The organism is Rhodococcus zopfii NBRC 100606 = JCM 9919 (genome assembly GCF_001895025.1).
GTDB classification, from domain to species: Bacteria; Actinomycetota; Actinomycetes; order Mycobacteriales; family Mycobacteriaceae; genus Rhodococcus; species Rhodococcus zopfii.
This window is the reverse complement of the sequence record NZ_BCXI01000044.1, coordinates 12,432-38,018: the sequence shown is the minus strand read 5'-3', so window position 1 is coordinate 38,018 and position 25,587 is coordinate 12,432. Positions and strand designations below refer to the sequence as shown.

Here is a 25,587-nt window from a genome sequence, read left to right as displayed (position 1 = left end):
CCCGGTTCGCGGCCCCTGCGTCAGCGCCCGGCCTTTCCGGCGCAGGTGCACCGCTCGGCGACGGGGACGTCGCGCATCACGTCGTCGACGTGCTGGCCGCATCCTTCCCAGCCGGTCTTGCCGCACACGGGACAGGTGACGGGATAACACATGGTGATGTACCTCCAAATACTTCGGCTGTGTCGATTGTGCATGCGGGTCGGCGGGCCGGGCCTGGCGGGCGGGTCTCGCCGCGTGGTCGCCGGCCCGCGGCCTCGATACTCCCCGGGGCACAATGGACGGATCTCCGCTAGGAAAGGAACGGACCATGGTCGGCGACGAAGAAAGCATCACCGCGGTACTGAATCGGTTGAAGCGCGCGCAGGGACAGCTGGCCGGGGTGATCTCCATGATCGAGCAGGGCCGCGACTGCAAGGACGTGGTCACCCAGCTTGCCGCCGTGTCCCGCGCCCTGGACCGGGCCGGTTTCAAGATCGTTGCAAGCGGGCTGCGCGAATGCCTCACGCGCGACACCGCCGACGGGTCGGAACCGATGAGCGAGGCGGAGCTGGAGAAACTGTTTCTCGCCCTCGCCTGACCGGCGATATAACCGAATCGACGAGCGCCCCCGGCCTGCATCTTCACGGGCCGGGGGCGCTCGTCTGCGCGGGCACCCGTTGTGCCGTGACGCCACTCACTGTAATCTCGGATTAACAGTTACCGTCCGTCACACTAAAGGTGGAGACATGACCGCATCGCTCACGCGCCCCCAGGATGTTGCCGATACCGCCACCACCAGGGGATTCGTGCCGAAGGTGGCCCTGTCGGACCGCGAGGACACGGCCCGACGGCTGCTCGCGTCGGTCGCCCGCAAGTCGTACGACCCGATGATCGAGGTCGACTGGGAGGCGCCGATCCCCGACAACAAGTACGGCATGACGCCCGAATGGAGCACGCTGTACGGCACGGCCCTGTGGGACGAGATGACCGAAGAGCAGCGCATCGAACTGACCAAGCACGAGGCCGCGAGCGTCTCCAGCGTCGGCCTCTGGTTCGAGATCCTGCTCATGCAGATGCTGCTGCGCGACGTCTACAACCGCAACAAGCACTCCCGCCACGTGCAGTTCGCCCTCACCGAGGTCGCCGACGAGTGCCGCCACTCGGTGATGTTCGCGCGCGCCGGCGAACGCCTCGGCATGCCCGGCTACGGACCGGCCCCGTACATCCACCGCCTCGGCCGACTGTGGGGCGGCTTCTTCCGCGGCGCCAACGCCTACGCCAGCGTCATGGCCGCCGAGGAGATCCTCGACATGATGCAACGCGACTTCATGCGCGACGAGCGCGTGCAACCGGTCACCCGTACGGTCAGCAAGATCCACGTCCTCGAAGAGGCCCGGCACATCCGATTCGCCCGCGAGGAGGTCGCGCGGCGACTGACCGGCGCGAGCAACCTGCGCCTGCAGTTCGAGCGGATCAATACGGCCGTCACGGTGTACTTCGTGGTCAAGAGCATGATCCGCGAGGAGGTCTACGCCAACGCGGGCCTGGACCGCGATCGCGCGGTCGCCGAGGCGAAGGCCAACACGCACTACCACGACCGCGTCCGCAAGTCCGGCGCGAAGCTCATGACGTTCCTCGACAGCGTCGGATTGGTCGGCGGCCCGTCGAAGATCCTGTACAAGAAGGTCCACCTGCTCTGACCCCCGAGCGGGCTCACTACGAAAAACTTTGCCGCACAAGAATATTCGAGGTCGCATAGAGCCTGCGCCGAGCGTCGATCCAGCGCGCTCGGCGCGAGGTGCGTGGGCCGACGAGGCTCGTCCGGGCGGACGCCGCAGCGCAAAATTCGTCCGCGCAATTACCTAGCATATTGGTCGGAAATATGGTTCCGTCGCGATGCTCCAACCGACATCGCGCATCGAAGGACCACCCATGACCACAGCACCCGTCTCCCCTCTGCAGGCCGTCGTCACGGCCAACCACGACGCCATCAGTGACGATCCGGCGAAGGCCGCGGTCGTGTTCCGCGCCGAGGCCCGAGCCCATTCCGCGGTCGCGAGCACCGTGGCCCTCGGCCGGTTCGAGATCGAGGTCGACGAACCGCCGGCACTCGGCGGCGAGAACACCGCCCCCAACCCCGTCGAGTACTACCTCGCCTCACTGCTGTCCTGCCAGGTCGTGACGTACCGGGTATGGGCCGACAAGCTGGGCATCGCAGTCGACGGGATCACCGCCCGCGCCGAGGGCGATCTGGACGTGCGTGGCTTCTTCGGCTTCGACGACGCCGTCCGTGCGGGGTTCGGCGAGGTCCGCGTCGTCGTGACGCTCACCGGTCCGGAATCGCGGGAACGGTACCTGGAACTGCAGGAAGCGGTCGACGCACATTGCCCGGTACTCGACCTGACCCGCAACGCGACGCCGGTGCGCACAGTCGTCGAAACACCCTGATCGACGCGCACCGCGCCGACGCGACGCGCCCCCGAACACTGGTCGGGATCGCACTCACGGGTTATTGTCGGGTCCGTGAGCAACACGCGAGTACGCCTGACGGGTCGTCCGTCGGTGCGCCGCCGTGCGCATTACATGTGTATCTGCGGGTGTTCGGGTCGCTGAGCGATCCCACCCGATCATCCCCCAGTGTGGTGTCCGCACCGGCCCGGTGCCGGTCGCAGTCCCAGTGTCGGTCGCAGTCGTTTGCAGCAGCACGGCCGTGTGCCGGTAGACCACCGAAGAACCTTCCCGAGATCCCCGGAAATATCGAGTAGTACGGAGCAACACCCATGAGCGAGACCACCCCCGACGCCGTCGATCCCACGGCGAGCTGGAGTTTCGAAACCAAGCAGATCCATGTGGGTCAGCCGGCCGGCGGCGACACCAAGGCCCGCGCCCTGCCGATCTACCAGACCACCAGCTACACCTTCGACAGCACCGATCACGCTGCCGCACTGTTCGGTCTCGCCGAGCCCGGCAATATCTACACGCGGATCATGAACCCCACCCAGGACGCGGTCGAGCAGCGCATCGCCGCGCTCGAAGGTGGCGTCGCGGCGCTGCTGCTGTCGTCCGGTCAGGCCGCCGAGACCTTTGCGATCCTCAACCTCGCCGAGGCCGGCGACCACATCGTCGCCAGCCCCTACCTGTACGGCGGCACCTACAACCTGCTGCACTACACGCTGCGCAAGCTGGGCATCGAGGTCACCTTCGTCGAGAACCCCGACGACCTCGACGAGTGGGCCGCGGCGATCCGCCCCAACACCAAGGCGTTCTACGGCGAGACGATCGCGAACCCCAAGAACCACATCCTCGACATCCCGGGCGTCTCCGGCGTCGCGCACGCCAACGGCCTGCCGCTGATCGTCGACAACACGGTCGCCACCCCCTACCTGCTGCGTCCGCTCGAGCACGGCGCCGACATCGTCGTGCACTCGGCCACCAAGTACCTCGGCGGCCACGGCACCGCGATCGCCGGTGTGATCGTCGACGGCGGCACCTTCGACTGGACGCAGGGACGCCACACCAACTTCACCACGCCCGATCCGAGCTACCACGGCGTCGTCTTCGCCGACCTCGGTGCGCCGGCCTACGCACTCAAGGCCCGCGTCCAGCTGCTGCGCGACCTCGGTTCCGCGGTCGCACCGTTCAACGCGTTCCTCATCGCCCAGGGGCTGGAGACCCTGTCGCTGCGTGTTGAGCGGCACGTCGCCAACGCCCAGCGGGTCGCCGAGTTCCTCGAGGCCCGGCCGGAGGTCCAGTCGGTGTCGTACGCCGGCCTGGCGTCCTCCCCGTGGTACGAACGCGGCAAGGAGCTCGCGCCGCGCGGCACCGGCGCGATCGTCGTGTTCGAACTCGCGGGCGGTGTCGACGCCGGCAAGAAGTTCGTCGACGCCCTGACGCTGCACAGCCATGTCGCCAACATCGGCGACGTGCGTTCGCTGGTCATCCACCCCGCGTCGACGACGCACTCCCAGCTCACCGCCGAGGAGCAGCTCGCCGCGGGTGTCACGCCGGGCCTGGTGCGTCTCGCCGTCGGCATCGAGCACATCGACGACATCCTCGCCGACATCACCAACGGTCTCGTCGCAGCGGGCAACTGACCCGCTGCCCGACAACGGAAGGCCTGCCCCCGCAGTCGAGGGCAGGCCTTCCGTGTTCTGTCGGGGACGAACGCTCAGAGGTTGCTCCGCGACAGCGCCTCCGCGATCCTCTCGGTCTGGGCGTTTCCCTCGAGCAATTGCCGCACCAGCCACAGGCTCAGCACCCGCGACACCACGGCCGCGATGTACACCGCCGCGCCGATCAGGGTGATCGCGACGAATCCGAGACTCAGCAACTGGTACGACGCGAGGTCGCGCAGGTCCGACAGCGTCAGCGAGGCGACATAGACGACGAACGCCGCCGTCGCACCGAGGATCATCAACGTGAGGCCTGCGATCCGGCCCTTCCCATGGAAGCCGGGCTTCCCGGTGTCCAATCCCAGTGCGGCCACGTCCTTCTTGAATTGTTCGCGTCGTTCGTCGACCGCAGTGGTCATCTCATCCTCCTAGATAGCTGGTTGACAGTTCTTCTTCGATTTCCGCCGGGTTACCCGTGCGCACCACTCGTCCCTGCAGCATCAATGCAGCGCTGGTGGCGATGGGAAGGACTGCCCGCGCGAACTGCTCGGCGACGAGGATCGACAGCCCCTCGGCCGCCAATTCGCCCACGATGTCGTAGATCTGGGAGACGATCCGGGGAGCCAGTCCCATCGACAGTTCGTCGAGCAGAAGCACGGTGGGCCGAGTTCCCAGCGCACGCGACAGGGCGAGCATCTGCTGTTCGCCGCCGGACATGGATCCCGCAAGCTGGGTTCGCCGCTGCCCGAGGATCGGGAACCGCGTGTACGCCACCTCTTCGAGTTCGGCGAGCGAGGCACCCGTTCCCGTGGCGATCCACAGGTTCTCCCGCACCGTCAGGTTGGGGAAGACGCCGCGGCCTTCCGGAATCGAGCAGACCCCGAGGCGAGCAAGGTCCGCCGCGGACACGCCGTTCACGGCCCGCCCGGCGAGCCGGAACTCCCCCGACGTCGCCTGCTGGATTCCGGCGCACACCTTCAACGTCGTGGTCTTACCGCCCCCGTTGGGGCCGAGCAGAGCGACCACGGCACCGGGATCGAGCACAAGATCGACGCCGTGGAGAACCTCGATGGGCCCGTATCCCGCACGGATACCTGCCAGTTCGAGCAACGGTCCCGGATTCATACGGCCTCCTCCTCGGTGCCGATGTAGGCGGCGATCACGGCGGGGTCGTTCTTGATCTCGTCCGGTGGCCCGCTCGCGAGCAGCGCCCCGTAGTCGAGAACGTGAATCGTCGAGCAGATCTTCATCACCAGCGGGATGTCGTGTTCGACCAGGCAGATCGCCAGCCCTTCGGCGGCGAGCTCACCGAGCAGCTCGGCGAACTGTTCGGTTTCCTGTTCGGTCTGTCCGGAGGCCGGTTCGTCCAGCAGCAGGATCCTCGGCGCCGTCATCAGCGCTCGTGCCACCTCCACGACCCGGGCGCGTCCGGTGGGGATGTCCGAGACATCGCGGTCCGCAATGTCTTCCAACCCGGTCAGCGCCAGGAGTCGGTCGGTCTCGGATTCGATATCGATTCGGTGTCCGCCGTTGGCGTTGTGGATGTCGCCGGCGACGCGCAGGTTGTCCCGCACCGACAACGACACGAACAGTTCGAGGCGCTGGAAGGTCCGCGCCAACCCCATCTGTGCCCTCTTGTAGGGCGCCGACGAGGTGACATCGACGCCGTCGAGGAACACCCTGCCCGACGTGGGCCGCTGCAATCCGGTGATCGTGTTGAACAACGTCGTCTTGCCGGCACCGTTCGGTCCTATCAGTCCGGTGACCGTTCCGCGGGTGATACCCATGCTCACGTCCTTGACTGCGACGTGCCCACCGAAACGGACTGTGATACCGCGGGTTTCGAGAAGCGGTGCGTCAGCCATGAGTGATCAGCTCCTGTTCCCGTCGATCCGAAGGCGAAAGGCACCCGGCGATTCCGAGTTCCCGGTCGATCTCCTCACGTACTTCCGGTCCGTACGGCTCGTCGATGCCGACCCGCTCGGGGTTCAGGGGTCGGCGGCGCTGCGATTCCTCCGCGCCGAGCACGGCCTCCGGCATCAGCAGTTGCCCGGCGACCGGAAGCAAGAACACCGTCGCGATCGTGATGGACGCGAACCACCAGTTGTCGAGCGCCCCGATCAGGGCGAGCACGTAGGACACCAGCACCACGGCCACCCCGCCCGCGAGAACGGGTTTCGCGTTCGCCAACGTGCGGTATCCCTCGACCACCTGATGGACACTGCCGCTGGGGTTGGCCGCGACACCGATACCGATCAGCGCCGGGCTCACCGCCGCGACGTGACCCAGAAACGTCCACAGGCCCGACAGTTCCGGTTGTGCCGATGCCAGGTTCGAGAAGGACACCATGATGACGGCGAATCCGATCCCGGACATCAGGCCACCGAACAGCGCTCCCGAAACGTAGCCGATTCCGGCCACCACCGTCAGCATGAGCAGTGACAGGCTCACCATGATCGAGAAGCTCTCGCTGGACACCGATCCCATCGCGCCGGCCATGAACAGGCCGCCGAGACCGGCGATGGCGGACGAGAGGGTGAACACGCCGAGCTTGAGTCGCACGAGGCTCTGTCCCAGCATGGCCGACGCCGCGGGACTGTCCTTCATTGCGGCCAGACGCCGCCCGTATCCGCTGTTGCGCAACGCGATCAGCGCCACGCCGAGCGCCGCGAAGATCACGGTCACCGACATGAGGAACACCGTGTCGTTGCCGAGATCGAGCGGACCCACCCGAAGCGGAGGAATCGCGATGTTGCCGTCGGTGAACAACGAGAATTCGACGCCGAACAGTTCGTGACGGGTCGTGTCGCGCAGGATCATGTTGGACAGGAACACCCCGAACGCCATGGTTGCCAGCGCCAGGTACAGCCCGCGCAGCCGCAACGCGGGAAGTGCGATGAGACCACCGACGAGCGCCGTGACCGCGACGCCGAGCACCACCCCCCACAGGTTCAGGTGGGCCGCGAGGCCCGTACCGGAGATCCCGAAGTGGTACGCGACGATCGTGGCGATCGCACCGAACGAGACCGGGGCCAGATTCAACTCTCCGGCATAGCCGGTCAGCAGGGTCAGCGACAGGGCGATGATCGCGAACGACATGCCGATCGTGAGTGTGGTGATCGCCGAGGTCACCATCAGCAACCGGATCGCGTACACGATCACGACGAGCGCCACCGCCCAGATCACCGCCTTGCGCACCGTCGGCACGTGGTACCGCTCGCGGGTGCGGGTCACGGCGCCCCGGAGCCGGTCCTGCGGAAGCACGATGAGCACCACGAACAGCGCGATCATCGGCAGCGACACCCGCAGATTGGATGTCCACGTCCACGCGGTGGGGAAGTATGCGAGCACATACGTTGCGGACAGACCGAGGAACAGTGCACCGGCGAAGGTCCGCGGAATGCTGCGCAGCCGACCGAACATCGCAGCGGCGAACGCGTCGATGACCAACAGCGTCAACATGTTCGCTTCGAGCGTCCCACCGTTGATCGGTGTGACCAGAATGCCGGCCAGGACCGCCAGTGTGGAGCCCATCGCCCACGACAGTGCCGCCAGCCGGTCGGGGTCGTGTCCGTTGAGCCGCAAGAGGTCCGGGTCGTCCACCACCGCGCGCATCGCGACCCCCGCCCGCGTGCGGGTGAACATGATCCGCAGCCCGACCGCGACGAGCACAGCCACAGCGATACAGATCAATTCGTGGTAGCGGATGGCGACGCCGAACAGTTCGATTCTGCTGCGATCGCCGAAGAACATCGACATCGTGCGTGCGGTCTCGGGGTGCCAGAACCAGTGCGACACCGCCAGCATGCCGAGCAGGATCGACACCGTGACAACGATCTTGGTGACCTCGGCGGTGTCCCGCATGCCACGCATGATCACGACGTAGAGCAGCAGACCCATCACTGGCCCGAGAACGCCGAGGGCGGCGACGAGCGCGACCGGGGTGGGCAGTCCCCAGCCGTAACGCAGCTGCCAGTAGGCGAATGCCCCCAGCATCGCCTGCGCGCCGTGCGCGAAGTTGAAGATGCCCGACGTGTTGTAGGTGAGAACGAGGCCCGAGGCGGCGATCGCGTAGACCGATCCGAGAACCAACGCCACGATGGTGAAGGTCAGGAAGGTGTTCATGGAGTACCCCTAGTCGAGGACTCCGACGATGCGACACGCACCGTCGGAGTCGGTCGATCGGATCAGGAGGTCGGCCTGATGATGTTCGGATTCAGGTATTTCGTCGAGATGCGGTCGGGACCCAGATCGGTGCTCCAGGTGCTGCGGTCGGTCGCGACGAGGTAGCGGCCGTCGCACTCGAAGGTGCCGGTCTCCGCGGGGAACGCCTGCGCGTAGTCCGCACCCGACAGCGTCACGACCAGACCGCAGGTGGCCGGCATGTTGGAGCCCGGATCCGTGACCGCGTGCAGCCCGCCGCCGTCCCACTCGTGGATCTGCGACAGTTCGTTGATCATGCACTGGCGGGTGAGGTCGGAGCCGCATTCCTTCGCGGCGGTCGCCCACAGTAGGAAGGACGAGGTGGCCTGCATGCCGAGCAGCGCGGTCTTGCCGCCCTTCTCCGTGACGAGCTCCACGTACTTCTTCACCGCGGGTACGGAATCCGCGTTCTCCAGCATCTGGAAGGTCATGCCGGAGTGCAGATTGTCGAGCAGACCGGATTCCTTGTTCCAGCTGCGCACGGCGTCGCCGTACCACGTGGCTTCACCCATGAAGATCGGATCGATGCCGACCTGGTCGAGTGCCTTGATGAAGTTGAACTCCCCGGGCACGGGGGATCGCGACGTCCACAGCCCTTCGACGCCGCACTCCTTGAACTTCTCGGCGAACGGGACGTAGCTGGATTCGCCCTCGTAGTTGAGGGTGACGCCGCAGTTCTTCAATTTGAAGCCGGCGGCCGCGGCCACGGAGCGGACCTTCGTGTTCGCGGAGATGATGGTCGGCATCGTGCTGTCCACGATGTCGAACTTGTCGATCAGCTCCGGGTGCATCTCGGCGAGCTGGAACCACTGCGATCCGTTCGCGAAGTCCACCGGGAACGGGACACCCTGGTAGGTCATGGGTCCGTTCGCGGCATCCGGCGAGACCGTGAAGCCGGGAACCGCGGCGAGGTTGCAGGCCACGCGGGTCTGCTCGGCGGTCTGGTCCATGGCGAATCCGTGGCCGACGAGCATGAATTCGGAGGCGCATGCGTTCTGCATGACCGTGTTCGCCTGGGTCATCGCAGCGTCGTAGTCGGTGCCGACGATCTGCCGCCCGTTGATGCCGCCCTGCGCGTTGCACCAGTCGATCATGGCGCCGACGGCGTCGCTCATCTCCTTGTTCAGACCCGGACTCTTGACGTAACCGCGGTCGTCGCCGTAGCCGATGCGGATCTCCGTGTCGCTGACACCCTGATCGGTGGCACCAGTTGCATCCCCTTCGCCACAAGGTGATTCGAGCGTTCCGAACATCGCGTCGGATGCCGGGGCCGCCTCCCCCGCGGCGCTGGGCGACCCGGCGGACACGACGGCGTCACCCTCCCGGTCGGAGGCACAGGCGGACGTCACCACCAGGACGGCGGCCAGTCCTGCCACCAGTTTCGAAGCAGTGCTGTGTTTCACGTTGAGGGACTCCTTTGTCTCAACCGATCCCCGACAGGGGTGAGGGCCGAGACATCACATCGGCATGTCGGGTGCCGCGAAGGTAGCCAGCGTGACGCCGGCCACCCCGGCCATTCCCGATGAGCGGGACCGGCGCGTGATGCCGGCCACACACCGCTCCCGGTCAGTGGTATCGCTCACTTCCGACCGTGGCCGGCATGCAATGTTGTGGCAGAAGTGTGGGCAGGAGATCTCAGCGGAAACGGAAAGGCGCCTCCATGACAGCACCATCAGACCTCCAACAGATGCTGCAGCAGGTCGTTTCGAAGCTCACCGGGCCCGGCGGCCGCTTCGAGTTGATCGAGGACGATGTGCGCGGAAACCGTATTCCGGTGGTGCGCAACCGCGACCGCCGGGTCGGTGATCTGGTCGCCGCATCGAGGGCGTGGGGCGACCGCGACTATCTCGTCACCGCGAACCGTCGGCTGACCTTCGCCGAACATGCCGACGCGGTCGCCGCCGTGGCGACCGCCCTGCGCGACGACCACGGTGTCGGCAAGGGCGACCGGGTCGCGATCCTCGCCGCCAACTCGCCCGAATGGATCGTCACGTTCTGGGCGGCACAGTGCCTGGGCGCGATCGCCGTCGGCCTCAACTCGTGGTGGACACCGAAGGAGATCGAGCACGGCGTGAATCTGGTGCGGCCGACGGTGATCGTCGCCGACGCCAAACGTGCTGCATCACTCGCGAATGCGGAAGCATCCGGATTCGCAGTGCTCACCGTCGAGGAAGATCTGCCGCGCATCGTCGCCGACCGCGCCGGCGCGGACCTGCCCACGGCCGACGTGGACGAGGACGACCCCGCGGTCATCCTGTTCACCAGCGGCACGAGCGGACGACCCAAGGGCGCGGTGCATTCGCAGCGGAACCTGCTCGCCGTCGTCGACTACCACCGCTTCTCCGATGCACTGGTCGCGCAGATGTACGGCCGCACCTACGACGACTCCGTGCCGAGTGAGAGCCGCTACCTGCTCACCTCGCCGTTGTTCCACATCGCAAGCCTGCACAATCTCACGGTCCCGCGGCTGGCGACGGGCAGCGCCGTGGTCATGACCGAGGGCGGCTTCGACGTGGACAAGGTCTTCGGTCTGATCGAACGCGAGCGGGTCACCAACTGGGGTGCCGTTCCGACGATGGCCGCGCGCATGCTCGAGCACCCGGACACCGACCGCTACGACCTGTCGTCGCTGACCGCGTTCGCGCTGGCGTCGGCGCCGTCGTCCCCGGAATTCAAGCAGCGGCTGCGAGCCAAGTTCCCGTTCGCGCAGCAGGCCCTGGTGGACAGCTACGGTCTCACCGAGTGCAGCACCGCCGTCGCGGTCGCCACCGCCCCCGAACTGGAGGCGTTCCCGGGCACGCTCGGACGCCCGATCCTCACCGTCGCGCTCGAGATTCGCGATCCCTTCGGGGAAGTGGTGCCCGACGGTGCCGAGGGTGAGGTCTGTGTTCGCAGCCCGTTCGTGATGCTCGGATACTGGGAGGACGAGCCGGCGACCGCCGCCGCCCTCACGTCGGACGGGTGGCTGCGCACCGGCGACTACGGGGTCGTCGAGAACGGTCGACTGCGGTTGACGGGCCGGCGCTCGGATCTGATCCTGCGGGGCGGAGAGAACGTGTATCCCACCGAGGTCGAACAGTGCCTCGAGGAGCATCCCGCGGTGCACGAATGCGCGGTGATCGGTGTCGATCACGCGGATCTGGGCCAGGAGGTCGCCGCCGTCGTGGTGCTGCGGGCCGGTCACGATGCGAGCGAGGACGAACTGCGCGAGTTCTGCCGCGACCGCATCTCCTACTACAAGGTCCCGTCGCAGTGGAAGATCACCCGCGACCTGTTGCCCCGCAACGCAACCGGAAAGGTCTTGCGTCGCGACGTGGCGGTGTGAACCGAACCGATCCCCGCCTCCCGTGCGTGTTTTTGGTAGCGCCGGCTACCGGAAACGCGCACGAGGGGCGGGGGCGCCGGACGCCGGCGACAGCGCCCGCGTGACCTCCCGCGCCGCCGCGGCGACCAGTGGACCGAGCCGGTCCGGGTCGACGGTCCGCTCGGCGCCGCACAGCGAGATGCCCGCGGCCGGACCGTCGGTGCCGAGCACCGCGGCGCCGACGCACGCGACGCCCGGCACCGACTCGCCGCTCTCGAACGCCAGTCCGTGCCGCCCGCGGATGCGGCCGAGCTCGCGATGCAGGGCGTCCAGGTCGGCGATCGTGCGGTCCGTGCAGATTCGGAGCCCCGCCCCGACCAGGTTGTCCACGGATTCGGCCGGCAGCCACGCGAGCATCGCCTTGCCGCCCGCGTTGACGTGGGCCGGCCGACGGCCGCCGACGCGGGTCGGGAGCGCGGCGGCGAGCCTGCCGCCGACCTTGTCGAGGTAGACGCTGTCGCATCCGTCGAGGATCGTCAGGTGCGCGACGTGGCCGGTCTGCAGCGCCAGCCGGTGCAACACCGGTGCCGCCGCCGCACGGATCCGATCGTGTCCGGGTACGCCGTCGGCGCTCCGGCTCCGACGGCCGAGCCGGTAGCCGAGGGATGCCCGATCGACCCATTCGAGCCGGATGAGCTGGTCGAGGATGCGGTGGACCGTCGATCGCGGCAGTCCGGTGCGCAATTCCAGGTCTTCGAGGGTCAGCTGCGCGTTCCGGCCGTCGAACGCGTCGAGGATGCACGTCATACGCGCGATCATCGACTGGGATTCGTCTCGCTTCGGCGCTGTCGACGACCCGACGGGCCGGTCCACGACGGTCACACCCACCTCCGCACCTTGTGTTCCCCACCACACTGAAATTGATTCTTGCACGGTAGCGGGTGCGGCGGCGAAAGTGAATAGACCGGTTCCGGCTACTCGACTCCGAACAGGGCGGCGGCGTTGTCGTGACACACCGCGCGCAGCCACCCGGAATCCGGAGCCACCCGCTCGAGGGACTCGAGCTGATGCACGTAGCCGTATGGAATGTTGGGAAAGTCGCTGCCCAGCAGGATCTTCGAACGCAACTCGTCGAGCCGCGGCACTTGACCCGCAGGGAACGGGGCATCCTCCTCGGCAAAATCGGTGAACGCCATGGTCGTATCCAGATACACCCGCGGATATCGCTCCGCGAGGTCGAGGAACTCGACGTATTCGGGCATCCCCATGTGCGCAATGATCAGCGGAAGGTCGGGAAAACGCTGCAACAGAGACACAATCGGCTGCGGTCCGGTGTAGGTCCCCGGCGCCGGACCGGATCCGCAGTGGATCACCGTCGGCACGCCCGAGTCGGTGAGCAACTCCCACACCGGGTCGAGCAGGGGGTCGTTCGGCTCGTAGTCGCCGACCTGGATGTGCGCTTTGAACACCCGGACGCCGTCGCCGAGCGCGGCGGCCACGTAGTCCGCGACACCCGGCTCGGGGTAGAACGTGGCCGTGTGCAGGCAGTCGGGGGTGCGGGCGGCGAACTGCGCGGACCATGCGTTGAGCCACGCCGCCATCTCCGGACGATGCGGATACAGCATCGAGGTGAACCGGGCGACGCCGAACGACCGCAGCGTCGCCACCCGCTCGTCCTCGTCGTGCCGGTAGGTGATCGGCCAGGGACGACCCACCAGGGGTCCGGCCGCGTCGAAGTACTTCCACACCTTGTCCAGCACATTCGCGGGCATGAAGTGGGTGTGCACGTCGATGAGGGAGTCGAGTCCGTGCTCGCGCCGGAATCGACCGATCCGTTCCGCTTCGTCCATCCCCCGACCGTACCGACTCACCCCCCCGCCGGCCGATCACCCCCGCGCCCGGGCGGTCAGCGGAATTTAACATAGTCGAAGTTTCAATCTCTCGAGAGATTTGTCACACCTGCGGCAACACGAAAGAGGATTGCCTAACCAATATTATTTGACCGTTGCATTACCTTACTGCGGTCCTGCACTTCGCGTCCGCACGCCACAGATCCATCGGAGCGATACCCGTGAAACTGAACCTCGAGTCGAGCATTCTCGTCGCCCCGGCACTTGCCGGTGCCCTGCTTCTGTCCGCCTGCTCCGGGAGCGCCGGCGACGACACCACGACATCCGGCCCGACGGTCATCATCGCGACCGTCAACGGCGAGATGGAGGTTCCGGTCGCCCCCGAGCGCGTCGTCGCGCTCGACAACAAGTCCTTCGAGACCCTGCGGGATTGGGGCATCACCCCGGTCGCGGTCCCCAAGACCCTGCTCCCCAACGAAGGCTTCGACGACTGGCGCAACGACGAGTCGATCCTCGACGTCGGCACGCACCGCGAACCGAAGCTCGAGCTCGTCAGCGAGGCCGAGCCGGACCTGATCATCGGCGGTTCACGCTTCGTCGAGTTCACCGATGACCTGAACGACATCGCTCCCGTCGTCGACGTCTCCGCGCAGGACGACGCCCCCGACGGCTACGTCGAGGCGCTGAAGACCCAGACCGAGACGCTCGGCCGGATCTTCGGCAAGGAGGCCGAGGCCGAGGCCCTGGTCGCCGAACTCGAGGCCGCCGAGGCCGCCGCGGCCGCCGCCACCAGCGGGGAAACCGTGTTCCTCGCGAACGTGTCGGGCGGCAAGATCGACAACGGCGCGCAGCGCATCGGCCGGCTGCTCGAACCGCTCGCCCTCACCGATGTGTTCGCCGGTCAAGCCGGGGACATCCACGGCGACTCGGGCCTGGCGCCGGAAACCATCGCGCAGGCCAACCCCGACTGGGTGATCGTCCTCGACCGTGACGCCGCCACCGCTACCGACGGTCAGGACGTCCAGCCCGCCGCGGCCGTCTTCGCCGCGCAGGAAGCGTTCGCGAACACGACCTTCACCAAGAACGGCCAGGTCATCTACCTGGACGAGAATTTCTACAAGCGCGAGGGCATCGAGTCCTACACCGAGGCGTTCGAGCAGATCGACGCCGCGTTCGACGCCGCACCCGAACCGGCACAGTAAACCCGCCTTGTTCCACACCTGATGCAGCCTGCCCCGCCCGGACACTCCGGCCGGTGCAGGCTGCGCGCGTAGGTGCCCCTCACGAGATCCGGTTCCCCATGACGAAGAACAAAGCGCTGCTGCCGCTGATCACGGTGGTGGTCCTCGCCCTGACCGTGGCGTCACTGATGGTCGGCGAGTACGACATCACCCTCGGGACGCTGATCGACGATCCCGCCGCCCGGGAGATGTTCCTCATCTCCCGGGTGCCCCGCACACTCGCACTGATCTTCGCCGCGGTCGCAATGAGCGTCGCAGGCGTGATCATGCAGCTCATCACGCAGAACAAGTTCGTCGAACCCACCACCGCGGGCACCGCCCAGTGGGCGGGTCTCGGGCTGTTGTTCACGCTGATCCTGATCCCGAACGCCGCGCCCCTGACGAAGATGGTCGTCTCGGTGGTCTTCGCGTTCGCGGGGACGATGGTGTTCATCGTCGTGCTGCGCCGGATCGCGATCAGGTCGTCGATCATCGTGCCTCTCGTGGGCATCATGCTCGGCGCGGTCGTCGGGTCGATCACCACGTTCATCGCCGGAAACTTCGACCTGCTCCAGTCCATGTCGGCCTGGCGATCGGGCGGGTTCAGCAGTGTCGTCCGCGGCTTCTACGAACCCCTGTGGGCCGTCGTCGTCGTCGCGGTGCTCGCGTACGTCCTGGCCGACCGGTTCACGATCGCCGGTCTCGGCAAGGACCTCGCCACGAACGTCGGACTGAAGTACGAGCAGGTCGTCTTCCTCGGCGTCACCCTCGTCGCCGTCGCGACCGGCGTCACCAGCGTGGTCGTCGGCTTCATCCCGTTCCTCGGGCTGATCGTGCCCAATCTCGTGTCGATGATGCTCGGCGACGACATGCACAAGAACCTGCCGTGGGTGGCGGTCATCGGTTCGGGCCTGCTGCTCGCGTGCGATCTTGTCGGCCGGACCGTCGTCGCGCCGATGGAGATCCCCGCGTCCGTGATCCTCGGTGCTGTCGGTGCCGCGATCTTCATCTCTCTCGTCGTGAGGCAGCGTCGCCATGTCAGTGCTTGAGTCCCGCAGATCCGGCCTCGGCGACAGCACCACCGGTCCGGTCCGGTCGAAGCTCACCCCCGGGGTGCGGCTCGCGATCGTCGCCGTCCTCACCGCGGTCGCCGTCGCCTGCTACCTGCTCCTGTTCATCCGCGGATCGTTCGACTTCGCGTTTCCGCGCCGGTTGACGGTGCTGGGCGCGATGATCGTCGCCGCGTTCGCCCACGGCATGGGCACCGTCGTGTTCCACACCGTCACCGACAACCGCATCCTCACGCCGTCGATCATCGGTTTCGATTCGCTCTACACGCTGATGCAGACGCTGACGGTGTTCTTCTTCGGCGCGACCGCGATCGCCAGCACCGAGGGCATCCCGAAGCTCATCGCGCAGACGACGCTGATGGTCCTGCTCGCGACGCTCCTGTACCGATGGCTCTTCTCCGGCCGGTTCGGAAGCCTGTTCCTGATGCTGCTCGTCGGCGTCGTCCTGGGCATGGCCTTCGACAGCCTGTCGACGTTCGTACAGCGCATGCTCTCCCCCACCGAGTACGACATGCTCTCGGTCGAACTGTTCGGACGACTGAGTTCCGTCGACTCCGACTACCTGCCGCTCGCCTTCGGCGTCTGCCTCGTGGTCGGCGTGATCCTGTGGCGGCGGCGCTACCGTCTCGACGCCCTGCTGCTGGGCCGCGAAACCTCGACGAACATCGGCATCGAGTACAAGCGCGAGCTGACGCTCATGCTGGTCCTCATCGCGCTGCTCGTCGCGTTCGCCACCGCGCTCGCCGGACCGATGACGTTCTTCGGGTTCCTCGTCGCGACGCTCGCGTATCAGATCACCGGAACCTACAAGCACCAGTACGTGATGCCGATGGCGTTCCTGCTCGGCGTGTTCACCCTCGCCGCCGGCCAGTTCGTCATGCAGCACCTGTTCTACGCGGGTGGATTCCTCACCGTCATCATCGAATTCGTCGGCGGCATCCTCTTCCTGTTCATGCTTCTCCGAAAGGGCACGCTGTGATCGAGTTCGTCGACGTCTCCATGTGCTATCAGGACAGGCGTGTCCTCGGTCCCGTCACCGGCACCATCCGCGAAGGCGGCATCACGTCGCTGATCGGGCCGAACGGCGCCGGGAAGTCGACCCTCATGACGATCATCGGGCGCCTGGTGGAGCCGACGACCGGCACGGTCACCGTCGGCGGTCTGGACGTGCGCACCACCAAGTCGCAGGAACTCGCGAAACACGTGTCGATCCTGCGCCAGGAGAACCACATCACCGCGCGCCTCACGGTCCGCGAACTGGTCGGGTTCGGCCGCTTCCCGCACTGCCGCGGACGTCTGACCCCGGACGACGTGCGCCACGTCGACGAGGCGATGGATTTCCTCAACCTCGGTCCCCTCGCCGACCGCTATCTCGATCAGCTCTCCGGCGGACAACGCCAACGCGCGTTCGTCGCGATGGTGCTCGCTCAGGACACCAAGTACGTTCTGCTCGACGAGCCGCTCAACAACCTGGACATGAAACACGCGGTGCTCATGATGCGGCAGTTACGCCGCGCCGCAGACGAGCTCGGCAAGACGATCGTCCTTGTCATCCACGACGTGAACATCGCTGCCGCGTATTCCGACGACATCGTCGCGCTGCGCGACGGACTGATCGTCACCGGTGGCAGCGCCGACGAAATCATGCGCGACGAGGTCCTCACCGACGTGTTCGACACCCCCGTGACCGTTCATTCGATCCACGGGCAGCCGACCGCCGTGTACGCGCGCTGACCGGGGCGGGCGTTCGGGTTCAGAACAGGGTCAGTTCCGTGTCGTCCGGACCGCGCAGGGCGGCGGCCTTGACGGTGAGCGAGACCGACTCGAACACCTCGATCGGCCCCGGACGGGCGGCGGCCTCGCGCGCGGCTGCACCGGCGAGCGTGTCGGCAACCTCGTTGAAGTGATTGCCGACGTGGCCGCGCACCCAGCGGAACCGAACCGGACCGGAACGTTCCGCGATCTCCCGGTCGATGGCCCGCACGAGCTCGACGTTCTTCACCTGCGACCCGGTGGACGTCTTCCAGCCTTTGCGCTTCCAACCGGCAAGCCACTCCGAGGCGCACTTGATGGCGTACTGCGAATCGGATTCGATGATCATCGGCTCGGAACCGGGATGGGCACGCAGCGCCTCGAGCAACGCGCGCAGTTCGGCGATCTGGTTGGTCCCCGAACGCTCGCCCCCCGACGCGCTGGGTCCCTCGTGGTTGACCCACGCCCACCCGATGGCGCCACCGGGATTCCGCAGGCAGGACCCGTCGGTGCTCACGATGATCATGTTGCAGACCATAGCCTTTCCGTCCGACACGGTGGAAACCGATGCGGTCGCTGTGCGAGGTACGGTGATTCGGTGACCGCATCCGTCGGTGAAGCCACACCCTTCGACACCCGGGTCGTGCTGCCGTGGCCGGCCGACGTCGCACAAACCCTACGCCCGTTGCAGCGCGGACCGTACGACCCCTGCCACCGGCGCGACGGCGATGTCGTCTGGCGCACCTCCCGGATGGGGTCCGGACCCGTCACCTACCGGATCCGGCAGGACGGCCCGTCCGGCGCCCGGTGCCTCGCGTGGGGTCCCGGCGCCGAGGAGTTTGCGACCGGGCTGCCCGCGCTGCTCGGGGCCGGCGACGACGACTCCGGGTTCGCACCGGAACATCCGCTGCTGGCCGAGGCGCACCGGCGTCTGCCGGGGCTGCGCATCACCCGTACCGGCCGGGTGTTCGAGGCGCTCGTGCCGGCGATCCTCGAGCAGCGCGTGCACGGCGTCGCGGCGTTCGCATCGTGGCGCCGCCTCGTGACCCGGTTCGGCGACCCGGCGCCCGGACCGGCACCGCGCGGCATGGCGGTGCCCCCGTCCGCCGACACGTGGCGGCGGGTGCCGTCGTGGGAGTTTCACCGGGCGAACGTCGACCCCGGTCGCGCCCGCACCATCGTGCGCTGCGCACAACTCGGCGACACCCTCGAACGCCTCACCGCCGAATCGCCGCAGCGGGCGCAACACCGGCTGCGGTCGTTGCCCGGCGTCGGCGTCTGGACGGCAGCGGAGGTCGCACAGCGCGCGTTCGGCGACGCCGATGCGCTCTCGGTCGGCGACTACCATCTCGCGTCCGTGGTCGGATGGTCGCTGCTGGGCGGGCCGCTCGACGACGCGGGCATGGTCGACCTCCTGGAACCGCTACGGCCACACCGCTATCGGGTAATCCGGCTGCTCACCGAAACCGGCGGATACGGGCGGGTGCCCCGGCGCGGCCCCCGCACCGCGATCACCGACCACCGCCACCGCTGAGCCTTCGTTGGCGAGACCAACGGAATGTAGACTGCGCGCATGTCCGACCCCGACAGCTATCCCGTGCCGACCCGGCTCGACCACCTTCCGAGCTTCCTCCTGTCCCAGGCCGCACGGCACGTGCACCGCGTGGTGTTCGATCGCCTCGACGCCGCCGACGCCCGCGGTCACCACTACCGCATGCTGGCCGCCCTCGGCGAGTTCGGGCCGGCCAGCCAGGTCGAACTCGGCCGCCGGTGCGGACTCGACCGCAGCGACGTCGCCGCGGTGGTAGACGCCCTCTCCGACCGCCGCTTCGTCGAGCGCACCCCCGACCCGAAGGACCGCAGGCGCAACATCATCAGCCTCACCCGGAAGGGTCGCCACCGCCTGGCGGAGCTCGACGACGTCCTCACCGCCGTGCAGGACGAGGCGTTCGCGCCGCTCGACGCCGCCGAGCGAGCACAGCTGACCGTCATGCTCACCAAGATCATCGACCACCACATCCGGGTCGATCGGGACCGGCAGGCGAGCGCGCACGAGCCGTAGGCTGGAAGGTGTGGTTCGGCGGAGATCCCGCCGGCCCCAGCCGTCGAAAGGACCATCGTGCAGGCCAAACCGTGCCGCGACTCCCGAGTTGTCAAGACCAGCAGGGTCTTTCCCAACGACGTGAACGACCACAACACGTTGTTCGGCGGAAAGCTCATGAGCGACATCGACATGACCGCATCGATCTCCGCGACACGGCACAGCCGCGCCTCGGTGGTCACGGCGTCGACGGACTCTGTGGCGTTCCTCGCATCTGTCCGCCCCTCGGATTCGGTGTGCCTCGAATCGTTCGTCACCTGGACCGGCCGCACTTCGATGGAAGTGTTCGTGAAGGTCACCGCGGAGGATCTGCGCAGCGGCGACCGTCGCATCGCCGCGACCGCGTTCCTCACGTTCGTCGCGGTCGACGACGCGGGACTGCCCACCGAGGTGCCCCCGGTGCTGCCCGAGTCCGAGGAGGAACGCCGGCTCAACGACAGCGGCGACGAACGCGCCGAGCATCGCCGCGCACATCGCCGCCAGAGTCAGGAAATGGCCGCGTATCTCACCACCAGCCGCCCCTGGTGACACCGCCCCTCCGGGTGATGGGAACCAAAGTTCCCATCACCCTGGGGCCCGGGCGCTACAGCGACCGCGCGATGAGCACCTTCATCACTTCGTTTGCACCGGCGTAGATCCGCTGAACCCGCGCGTCCTCGTACATCCGCGCGATCAGGTACTCACGCATGTACCCGTAGCCGCCGTGCAACTGGACGCAGCGGTCGACGACCTCGCACTGCTTGTCGGTCAGCCAGTACTTGACCATCGCGGCATCCGACGGGTCGAGCTGACCCTTCAGGTGCTGTTCGATGCAGTGGTCCAGGAAGATCCGGCTCGTACGCGCGATCGTCTGGCATTCGGCGAGTTCGAAGGCGGTGTTCTGGAAGTCGAACAGCGTCTGCCCGAACGCCTGTCGCGCCTTGGTGTAGCGCACCGTCTCGTCGACGGCCCGCTGCATCGCGCCCGCCGCCTGCGCACCGATGATCAGGCGTTCCTGCACGAGCTGCGCCATCAACTGCGCGAAACCCTGTCCCTCGCTCTCGCCCAGCAGGTTCGAGACCGGAACCCGCACATCGGTGAACGACAGTTCGGAGGTGTCCGCACCGTGCTGGCCGACCTTGTCGAGCACCCGGCCGACCGCGAAGCCCGGGCAGTCACGCAGGTCGACGATGAGCAGCGAGATGCCCTTCGCACCGGCCTTCGCATCGGTCTTGGCGACCAGCACGATCACATCCGCCGACGACCCGTTGGTGATGAACGTCTTCGAGCCGTTGATCACGTACTCGTCGCCGTCGCGGATCGCGGTGGTCTTGATCGCCTTCAGGTCCGATCCGGCGCCCGGCTCGGTCATGCCGATGGCACCGAGGATCTCACCGGTGGCCATGCCCGGCAACCAGGTTCGCTTCTGTTCCTCGGTGCCGTATTCGAGGATGTAGTGCGCGACGATCCCGCTGTGCACGGAGATGCCGAGCGCGAGGTCACCCGCATAGCCCTGCGCCTCGAAGACCGCGAGGTCGTGCGCGAACGTTCCTCCGCCGCCGCCGTATTCCTCCGGAATCGAGCACAGCAACAGGCCGAGCTTGCCCGCCTCGAGCCACACCTGGCGGTCGATGCGGTGCTGCGCGTCCCACTTCTCGACGTGCGCCATCACCTCGCGTTCGAAGAAGTCGCCGGCCAGTTCCGACAGTGCCCGAACTTCGTCGTCGTGCCAGGACGGCACGTGCTTGCTCCCCATGGGTTCCCTTTGCTTTTCGACGGCCGTCACCGGCCGCGCATTCCGACCGAATGAACTGTGTTCAGACCGAACGCAGTTCGCGCTTGAGCAGCTTGCCGCTCTGGTTGCGCGGGAGCGTGTCGACGAAGTGGACGATCTTCGGCACCTTGAACGGAGCGAGCCGTTCCTTGACGTGCACGATGAGCTCGGCCTCGGCGACCTCGTGGCCGTCCTTGAGGACGACGACGGCGGTGACCGCCTCGATCCACTTCTCGTCGGGCGTGCCGATCACCGCGACCTCCGCGACCGCCGGGTGCGTGTATAGCGCGTCCTCGACTTCGCGGGATGCGACGAGGATCCCACCGGTGTTGATGACGTCCTTGATGCGGTCGACAACGGTGATGTAGCCCTGCGCGTCGCGGGTGACGAGGTCTCCCGAGTGGAACCAGCCGTCGCGGAACGCTTCCGCGGTGGCTTCCGGGTTGTCCCAGTAGCCCAGGCACAGCTGCGGCGACCGGTACAGGATCTCGCCGGGCTCACCGTCGGGCACGTCGTTGCCGTCGGCGTCGACGACCCGGGTCTCGACGAACAGCACAGCCCGGCCGCACGAGGACGGACGGTCGGCGTGTTCGTCGGGGCCGAGCACGCATGCGAGCGGGCCGATCTCGGACTGCCCGAAGCAGTTGTAGAACCCGAGGTCCGGGTAGCGTTCGCGCAGTCGGTTCAGCACCGTCACCGGCATGATCGACGCCCCGTACTGCGCCTTGCGCAGCGACGACAGGTCGCGGGTGTCGAGGTCGGGATGGTTCGCGAGCGGCACCCAGACGGTGGGCGCGAGGAACAACGCGCCGATGCGATCGGATTCGACCAGCCGCAGGATCTCCGGGATGTCCGGCGACGGCAGCAGCGTGATCGTCGCGCCGACCGCGAGGTACGGCATGAGGAACACGTGCATGGCCGCCGAGTGGTACAGCGGCATGCAGATCAGCGGGTTGTCGTCGGCGGCGAGGTCGAGCGCGACGATCGACGATGTGTATTCGTGGACGAGCGCGCTGTGGGTCATCATGGCGCCCTTGGGCTTCGACGTGGTGCCCGACGTGTAGAGCAGCTGTGCCAGGTCGGCGCCGGATGCGCCGCCGTCGATGTCGGGCACCTCGCCTGCGGATGCGACGGCGAGCAGCGAGTCGTCGGCATCGCGCAGCGGCACCACGTGCCCGGCGGGGACGTCGGCGAGGACGGCGTCGAGGTTGGCGCGCAGCGGCGGGTCGACGAGCACGGCCTTCGCCCCCGACTGCCCGAGCAGGTAGCTCAGCTCCTCGCCGCGCAGCGCGTAGTTGATCGGCACGTGCACGAGCCCGGCGCGCGCGGCGCCGAGGTAGCCGAGCACGTAGGCATCCGAGTTGGTGCCGTACCCGGCGACGCGGTCGCCCTGCTCGAGCCCGAGGGATCGCAGGTGGGCGGCGGCGCGGGTGACCGCCGCGTCGAGTTCGCGGTAGGTGAAGGTTCGGTCCGCGAAGCGCAGCGCGACACGGTCGGGGAAGCGGGCGGCCGAGCGGTGCAGCACACCGTCGACGGTGTTCGAGCGTGGGTCGAGACTCATGGAGGTCAGGTTATAGGACGTCCAACCATTGGTCGAGACCCCACGGGTGCAAGCCCGCGACCTGGGTCAACGCCCCTGCCAGACCGGCGACCGCTTCTCGACGAACGCCGACATGCCCTCCTGCGCGTCGCAGATCATCGCGTTCGCGGCCATCGTCTCGGCCATCGCGTCGTACGCCTCGTCCTGCGGCAGATCGATCTGCCGGTAGAACGCTTCCTTGCCGATCCGCACGGTCGCCGACGACGCCGACACGATCTTGGCCGCCAGATCCGCCGTCCGGATCTCCAGTTCCTCGGGCGGCACCACGAAGTTCACCAACCCCCAGTCCGCGGCCGTCTCGGCGTCGATCGTGTCGCCGGTCAGCAGCATCTGCAGCGCACGCTTGCGGCCGACGGCGCGGCTGACCGCGACCATCGGTGTCGAACAGAACAGGCCGATGCGCACCCCGGGCGTCCCGAACACGGCGTCGGTGGCCGCGACCGCGAGATCGCACGACGCGACGAGCTGGCATCCGGCCGCGACCGCCGGGCCCTGCACCGATGCGATGACCGGCTGCGGAATCGACTGCACCGTGCGCATCATCTCGTTGCACACGTCGAAGATCGCGCGTTCCTCCTCCAACGTGCGCCCGATCATCTCCCGCAGGTCGTGTCCGGCCGAGAACACCGGTCCGTCCGCCCGGATCACGATCACCCGGCTGTCCGCGGCCAGCGCCCGCAGGCCGGAGATCACCTCGCGCATCGTGTCCACGGACAGCGGGTTGCGCTGACGCGGACGGTTGAGCGTGAGCACGCCGATTCCGCTGGCGTCGTCGACGGCGATGAGCACGGGCGCGGTACTGGTCTCGGTCATGGCCCACAGCCTGCCCCACCGGTCGCGTCGGCACCACCACAGCACGGGGATCGAAGGGTCGGGCAGTGGCAATTCCGCCCGGTCGCCCGGCTGGCGCCCGGTGCTGGGCGACGCGATCGCGCTCGACCGGGCACGATTCGACGTGGGTCAGGACTCGCCGAGCGAGGACCGATCCGGTCAGCCCGCGCTGCGCTGCAGCGACCCGTCGAACACGCGGAGGGAGCCCAGCAGCCGGCCCAGCGCGGACGCCACCTGGTCGGGGTATTCGGCGAGGATCCGATGCCCGGCGCCCACGATCCGCACGAGCTCGGCGTGCGGCAGGAGAGCGACGATCGACTCCGAATGCTCGATGGGCACGTACCGGTCCGCGGTCCCGGCCGCGACGACGACGGGCACGCCCGCGAGGGCGACCAGCGCCGCCGATTCGTCGAGCACCGCGAATGCCGCGAGCAGACGCGACCACGCCACCACCGAGGTGGTGCTCGACAACACCAGTCCGGCCGTCCGCAGCCACGAGTCGTCGTCCCGGCCGCGGGCCAGCAGTGAACAGACCCGTCCGCCGGCGCGTTTCGACACCTCCATCGCGCGCGGCGCTCGGGTCACCGCCCGATGCAGCATCGCCGTGGCCGGGTGTCGCAGGTAGCGGCCCACCCCGTGCTCGGCGAGCCCGGACGCGGCGGTCGCGATGAGCACCACCCCGACGATGCGGGCGCCGATCGCGTCCGGGTACAGCCGCGCGTACGCCATCGCCACCATGCCGCCCATCGAATACCCGGCGAGCACGACCGGACCCGTGGGCACCAGCGCCCGCAGCACCGCGGCGAGGTCGCCGGCGAGACCGTCGAGGGTCAAGGAGGAAATCTCACCCGAACCCGAACGTCCATGTCCCCGTTGGTCGTAACGCACGATGCGTACATCGGAGCGGGCCACGCGGATGCACACGTCCTCCCAGCTGTCGGCTTCCTGGCAGTGGCCGTGCACCAGGACGACGGTGAGTGCGGCGCGCGGTGGTCCCTCGATCGTCGCGGCCAGCGGCACCCCGTCGTCGGCGACGACGGTGACACGCGAGATCCCGTTGCGGGCGGGTCCTCTCGACACCCCGGATCCCCTCGACACCTCGGACATGGGCACTCCTGCGATGCGGTCTGCCCGAGTAGTCGTCCGACGGCCGGATGCCGTTAGCCACCGTCACCGAATCGTGATCACGCCTCGACGATCAGCCCGTGCGCGGCGGCCATCGCGACCGCCTGAGTGAGGTCGATCTTCGCGCCCTCGAGTTTCGCCGTCGTCCACAGGGTCGCTCCGACCTGTGCGCCGCGCAGGTCCGCACCGTCGAGTCGAAGACCCGTCGTGCGGGCACCCGACAGGTCGACGCCCCGCAACGTGGCGGTGCGCAGATCCGCCTCGACGAGATTCGTCTCCCGCAGCCGGCAGCCGGTGAAGTCGACCCCGCGCAGATCGGCCCGGCCCAGCGAGGCCAGGGTCAGATCCACCTCGTCGAGCACCACCGGCCGCAGCCGGCACTGCTCGAACGTCGACCCTAGCAGGCTGGAACCCCGGAACTCAGTGTGCCACAGGGATGTTCGGGTGAACGTGCAGGACCGGAAGGCGGTGGCGGTATGCCGGGATCCGGACAGGTCGGCGCCGGTGAAATCGCAGTCGGTGAACACCACGTGATTGGTGCTCAGGCCACTGAGATCCGCATCGCGGAAGGTACAGGCGGTGTAGGCGCGGTTCGTCCACTCCCGGCGGTCGAGCCGCGCGTCCGAGAAGTCCTCGCCGACGATCTCCACCGTGCCCTGTGTGCCCATGCCTCCGATCCTGCCCGAC

27 protein-coding genes are annotated in these 25,587 nt (G+C 67.6%); 12 read left to right on the top strand and 15 right to left on the bottom strand.

Annotated elements, in window-relative coordinates:
• Positions 1 to 20 precede the first annotated feature (20 nt).
• A complete protein-coding gene (locus RZ1_RS31695; protein ID WP_274595871.1) occupies positions 21 to 152 on the bottom strand; it encodes a DUF8730 family Cys-rich protein in 132 nt (43 codons plus the stop codon).
• 155 nt (positions 153 to 307) lie between these two features.
• On the opposite strand from RZ1_RS31695, the gene RZ1_RS24175 reads away from it, so the two are divergent.
• The 4 genes from RZ1_RS24175 (at position 308) to RZ1_RS24160 (ending at position 4,073) form a co-directional block, all read left to right on the top strand.
• A complete protein-coding gene (locus RZ1_RS24175) occupies positions 308 to 577 on the top strand; it encodes a metal-sensitive transcriptional regulator (protein ID WP_072815053.1) in 270 nt (89 codons plus the stop codon).
• Between the two features lie 148 nt (positions 578 to 725).
• The gene (locus tag RZ1_RS24170) at positions 726 to 1,679 is read left to right on the top strand and encodes an AurF N-oxygenase family protein (RefSeq protein ID WP_072815052.1); all 954 of its coding nucleotides are present in this window, start codon (positions 726 to 728) and stop codon (positions 1,677 to 1,679) included.
• A 232-nt stretch (positions 1,680 to 1,911) separates the two neighbouring features.
• Positions 1,912 to 2,427, top strand: coding sequence for an OsmC family protein (locus tag RZ1_RS24165; protein WP_072815051.1), 516 nt, complete (start codon positions 1,912 to 1,914; stop codon positions 2,425 to 2,427).
• 332 nt (positions 2,428 to 2,759) lie between these two features.
• Complete coding sequence (locus RZ1_RS24160) at positions 2,760 to 4,073, top strand: bifunctional o-acetylhomoserine/o-acetylserine sulfhydrylase (protein ID WP_072815050.1); 1,314 nt, start codon at positions 2,760 to 2,762, stop codon at positions 4,071 to 4,073.
• Between the two features lie 74 nt (positions 4,074 to 4,147).
• On the opposite strand, the gene RZ1_RS24155 is transcribed toward RZ1_RS24160, so the two are convergent.
• From RZ1_RS24155 to RZ1_RS31690, 6 genes are all read right to left on the bottom strand, one after another.
• Positions 4,148 to 4,510, bottom strand: a complete 363-nt coding sequence (locus tag RZ1_RS24155; RefSeq protein ID WP_072815049.1) for a hypothetical protein — start codon at positions 4,508 to 4,510, stop codon at positions 4,148 to 4,150.
• A gap of 1 nt (position 4,511) precedes the next feature.
• The gene (locus RZ1_RS24150; protein WP_072815048.1) at positions 4,512 to 5,216 is read right to left on the bottom strand and encodes an ABC transporter ATP-binding protein; all 705 of its coding nucleotides are present in this window, start codon (positions 5,214 to 5,216) and stop codon (positions 4,512 to 4,514) included.
• Positions 5,213 to 5,956, bottom strand: coding sequence for an ABC transporter ATP-binding protein (locus RZ1_RS24145; RefSeq protein ID WP_072815047.1), 744 nt, complete (start codon positions 5,954 to 5,956; stop codon positions 5,213 to 5,215). Before RZ1_RS24145 ends, RZ1_RS24150 begins: the two co-directional genes overlap by 4 nt.
• The gene (locus RZ1_RS24140; protein WP_072815046.1) at positions 5,949 to 8,216 is read right to left on the bottom strand and encodes an ABC transporter permease; all 2,268 of its coding nucleotides are present in this window, start codon (positions 8,214 to 8,216) and stop codon (positions 5,949 to 5,951) included. Before RZ1_RS24140 ends, RZ1_RS24145 begins: the two co-directional genes overlap by 8 nt.
• Before the next feature lie 62 nt (positions 8,217 to 8,278).
• Positions 8,279 to 9,697, bottom strand: coding sequence for an ABC transporter substrate-binding protein (locus RZ1_RS24135; protein WP_072815045.1), 1,419 nt, complete (start codon positions 9,695 to 9,697; stop codon positions 8,279 to 8,281).
• A gap of 54 nt (positions 9,698 to 9,751) precedes the next feature.
• Entirely contained in the window at positions 9,752 to 9,877 is a 126-nt protein-coding gene (locus RZ1_RS31690) for a hypothetical protein (RefSeq protein WP_274595870.1), read from the bottom strand.
• 77 nt (positions 9,878 to 9,954) lie between these two features.
• Between RZ1_RS31690 and casG the strand changes: the two genes are divergently transcribed.
• Positions 9,955 to 11,619: a steroid-24-oyl-CoA synthetase gene (gene casG / locus RZ1_RS24130; protein WP_072815044.1), complete on the top strand. Its 1,665-nt coding sequence runs from the start codon at positions 9,955 to 9,957 to the stop codon at positions 11,617 to 11,619.
• 45 nt (positions 11,620 to 11,664) lie between these two features.
• Here casG and RZ1_RS24125 read toward each other — a convergent pair whose 3' ends face one another.
• Positions 11,665 to 12,480: an IclR family transcriptional regulator gene (locus tag RZ1_RS24125; protein ID WP_083583887.1), complete on the bottom strand. Its 816-nt coding sequence runs from the start codon at positions 12,478 to 12,480 to the stop codon at positions 11,665 to 11,667.
• Positions 12,481 to 12,572: 92 nt separating this feature from the next.
• Positions 12,573 to 13,448 carry an amidohydrolase family protein gene (locus RZ1_RS24120; RefSeq protein WP_072815042.1) on the bottom strand — a complete coding sequence of 292 codons (876 nt, stop codon included), beginning with the start codon at positions 13,446 to 13,448 and terminating at the stop codon, positions 12,573 to 12,575.
• A gap of 221 nt (positions 13,449 to 13,669) precedes the next feature.
• Here RZ1_RS24120 and RZ1_RS24115 point away from each other — a divergent pair, with 221 nt between their 5' ends.
• From RZ1_RS24115 to RZ1_RS24100, 4 genes are all read left to right on the top strand, one after another.
• The gene (locus RZ1_RS24115) at positions 13,670 to 14,650 is read left to right on the top strand and encodes an ABC transporter substrate-binding protein (protein ID WP_072815041.1); all 981 of its coding nucleotides are present in this window, start codon (positions 13,670 to 13,672) and stop codon (positions 14,648 to 14,650) included.
• Between the two features lie 98 nt (positions 14,651 to 14,748).
• On the top strand, positions 14,749 to 15,717 hold the full coding sequence (locus tag RZ1_RS24110; protein ID WP_072815040.1) for an ABC transporter permease: 969 nt from the start codon (positions 14,749 to 14,751) through the stop codon (positions 15,715 to 15,717).
• Positions 15,704 to 16,717: an iron chelate uptake ABC transporter family permease subunit gene (locus RZ1_RS24105; RefSeq protein ID WP_238071861.1), complete on the top strand. Its 1,014-nt coding sequence runs from the start codon at positions 15,704 to 15,706 to the stop codon at positions 16,715 to 16,717. The genes RZ1_RS24110 and RZ1_RS24105 overlap by 14 nt, the downstream gene beginning before the upstream one ends.
• A complete protein-coding gene (locus RZ1_RS24100) occupies positions 16,714 to 17,472 on the top strand; it encodes an iron ABC transporter ATP-binding protein (protein WP_072815039.1) in 759 nt (252 codons plus the stop codon). The genes RZ1_RS24105 and RZ1_RS24100 overlap by 4 nt, the downstream gene beginning before the upstream one ends.
• 19 nt (positions 17,473 to 17,491) lie before the next feature.
• On the opposite strand, the gene RZ1_RS24095 is transcribed toward RZ1_RS24100, so the two are convergent.
• Positions 17,492 to 18,016 (bottom strand): ribonuclease H family protein, encoded by a 525-nt coding sequence (locus RZ1_RS24095; protein ID WP_072815064.1) that lies wholly within the window; start codon positions 18,014 to 18,016, stop codon positions 17,492 to 17,494.
• Positions 18,017 to 18,088: 72 nt separating this feature from the next.
• On the opposite strand from RZ1_RS24095, the gene RZ1_RS24090 reads away from it, so the two are divergent.
• Genes RZ1_RS24090 through RZ1_RS24080 form a run of 3 tightly spaced genes read left to right on the top strand, consistent with a single transcriptional unit; the run spans position 18,089 to position 20,119 of the window.
• Positions 18,089 to 19,024, top strand: a complete 936-nt coding sequence (locus RZ1_RS24090) for a DNA-3-methyladenine glycosylase family protein (protein WP_072815038.1) — start codon at positions 18,089 to 18,091, stop codon at positions 19,022 to 19,024.
• A 39-nt stretch (positions 19,025 to 19,063) separates the two neighbouring features.
• On the top strand, positions 19,064 to 19,552 hold the full coding sequence (locus RZ1_RS24085; RefSeq protein ID WP_072815037.1) for a MarR family winged helix-turn-helix transcriptional regulator: 489 nt from the start codon (positions 19,064 to 19,066) through the stop codon (positions 19,550 to 19,552).
• 57 nt (positions 19,553 to 19,609) lie between these two features.
• Positions 19,610 to 20,119: an acyl-CoA thioesterase gene (locus RZ1_RS24080; RefSeq protein WP_072815036.1), complete on the top strand. Its 510-nt coding sequence runs from the start codon at positions 19,610 to 19,612 to the stop codon at positions 20,117 to 20,119.
• 55 nt (positions 20,120 to 20,174) lie between these two features.
• Here the strand turns inward: RZ1_RS24080 and RZ1_RS24075 are convergent, their stop codons facing one another.
• The 5 genes from RZ1_RS24075 to RZ1_RS24055 all read right to left on the bottom strand — a co-directional run bounded on the left by RZ1_RS24075 (position 20,175) and on the right by RZ1_RS24055 (position 25,568).
• Complete coding sequence (locus RZ1_RS24075) at positions 20,175 to 21,326, bottom strand: acyl-CoA dehydrogenase family protein (RefSeq protein WP_072815035.1); 1,152 nt, start codon at positions 21,324 to 21,326, stop codon at positions 20,175 to 20,177.
• A gap of 61 nt (positions 21,327 to 21,387) precedes the next feature.
• The gene (locus RZ1_RS24070) at positions 21,388 to 22,905 is read right to left on the bottom strand and encodes an acyl-CoA synthetase (RefSeq protein ID WP_072815034.1); all 1,518 of its coding nucleotides are present in this window, start codon (positions 22,903 to 22,905) and stop codon (positions 21,388 to 21,390) included.
• Positions 22,906 to 22,971: 66 nt separating this feature from the next.
• Positions 22,972 to 23,757 carry an enoyl-CoA hydratase gene (locus RZ1_RS24065; protein WP_072815063.1) on the bottom strand — a complete coding sequence of 262 codons (786 nt, stop codon included), beginning with the start codon at positions 23,755 to 23,757 and terminating at the stop codon, positions 22,972 to 22,974.
• A 177-nt stretch (positions 23,758 to 23,934) separates the two neighbouring features.
• Positions 23,935 to 24,882, bottom strand: coding sequence for an alpha/beta fold hydrolase (locus tag RZ1_RS24060; RefSeq protein ID WP_072815033.1), 948 nt, complete (start codon positions 24,880 to 24,882; stop codon positions 23,935 to 23,937).
• A 77-nt stretch (positions 24,883 to 24,959) separates the two neighbouring features.
• Positions 24,960 to 25,568, bottom strand: coding sequence for a pentapeptide repeat-containing protein (locus tag RZ1_RS24055; RefSeq protein WP_072815032.1), 609 nt, complete (start codon positions 25,566 to 25,568; stop codon positions 24,960 to 24,962).
• Positions 25,569 to 25,587 lie beyond the last annotated feature (19 nt).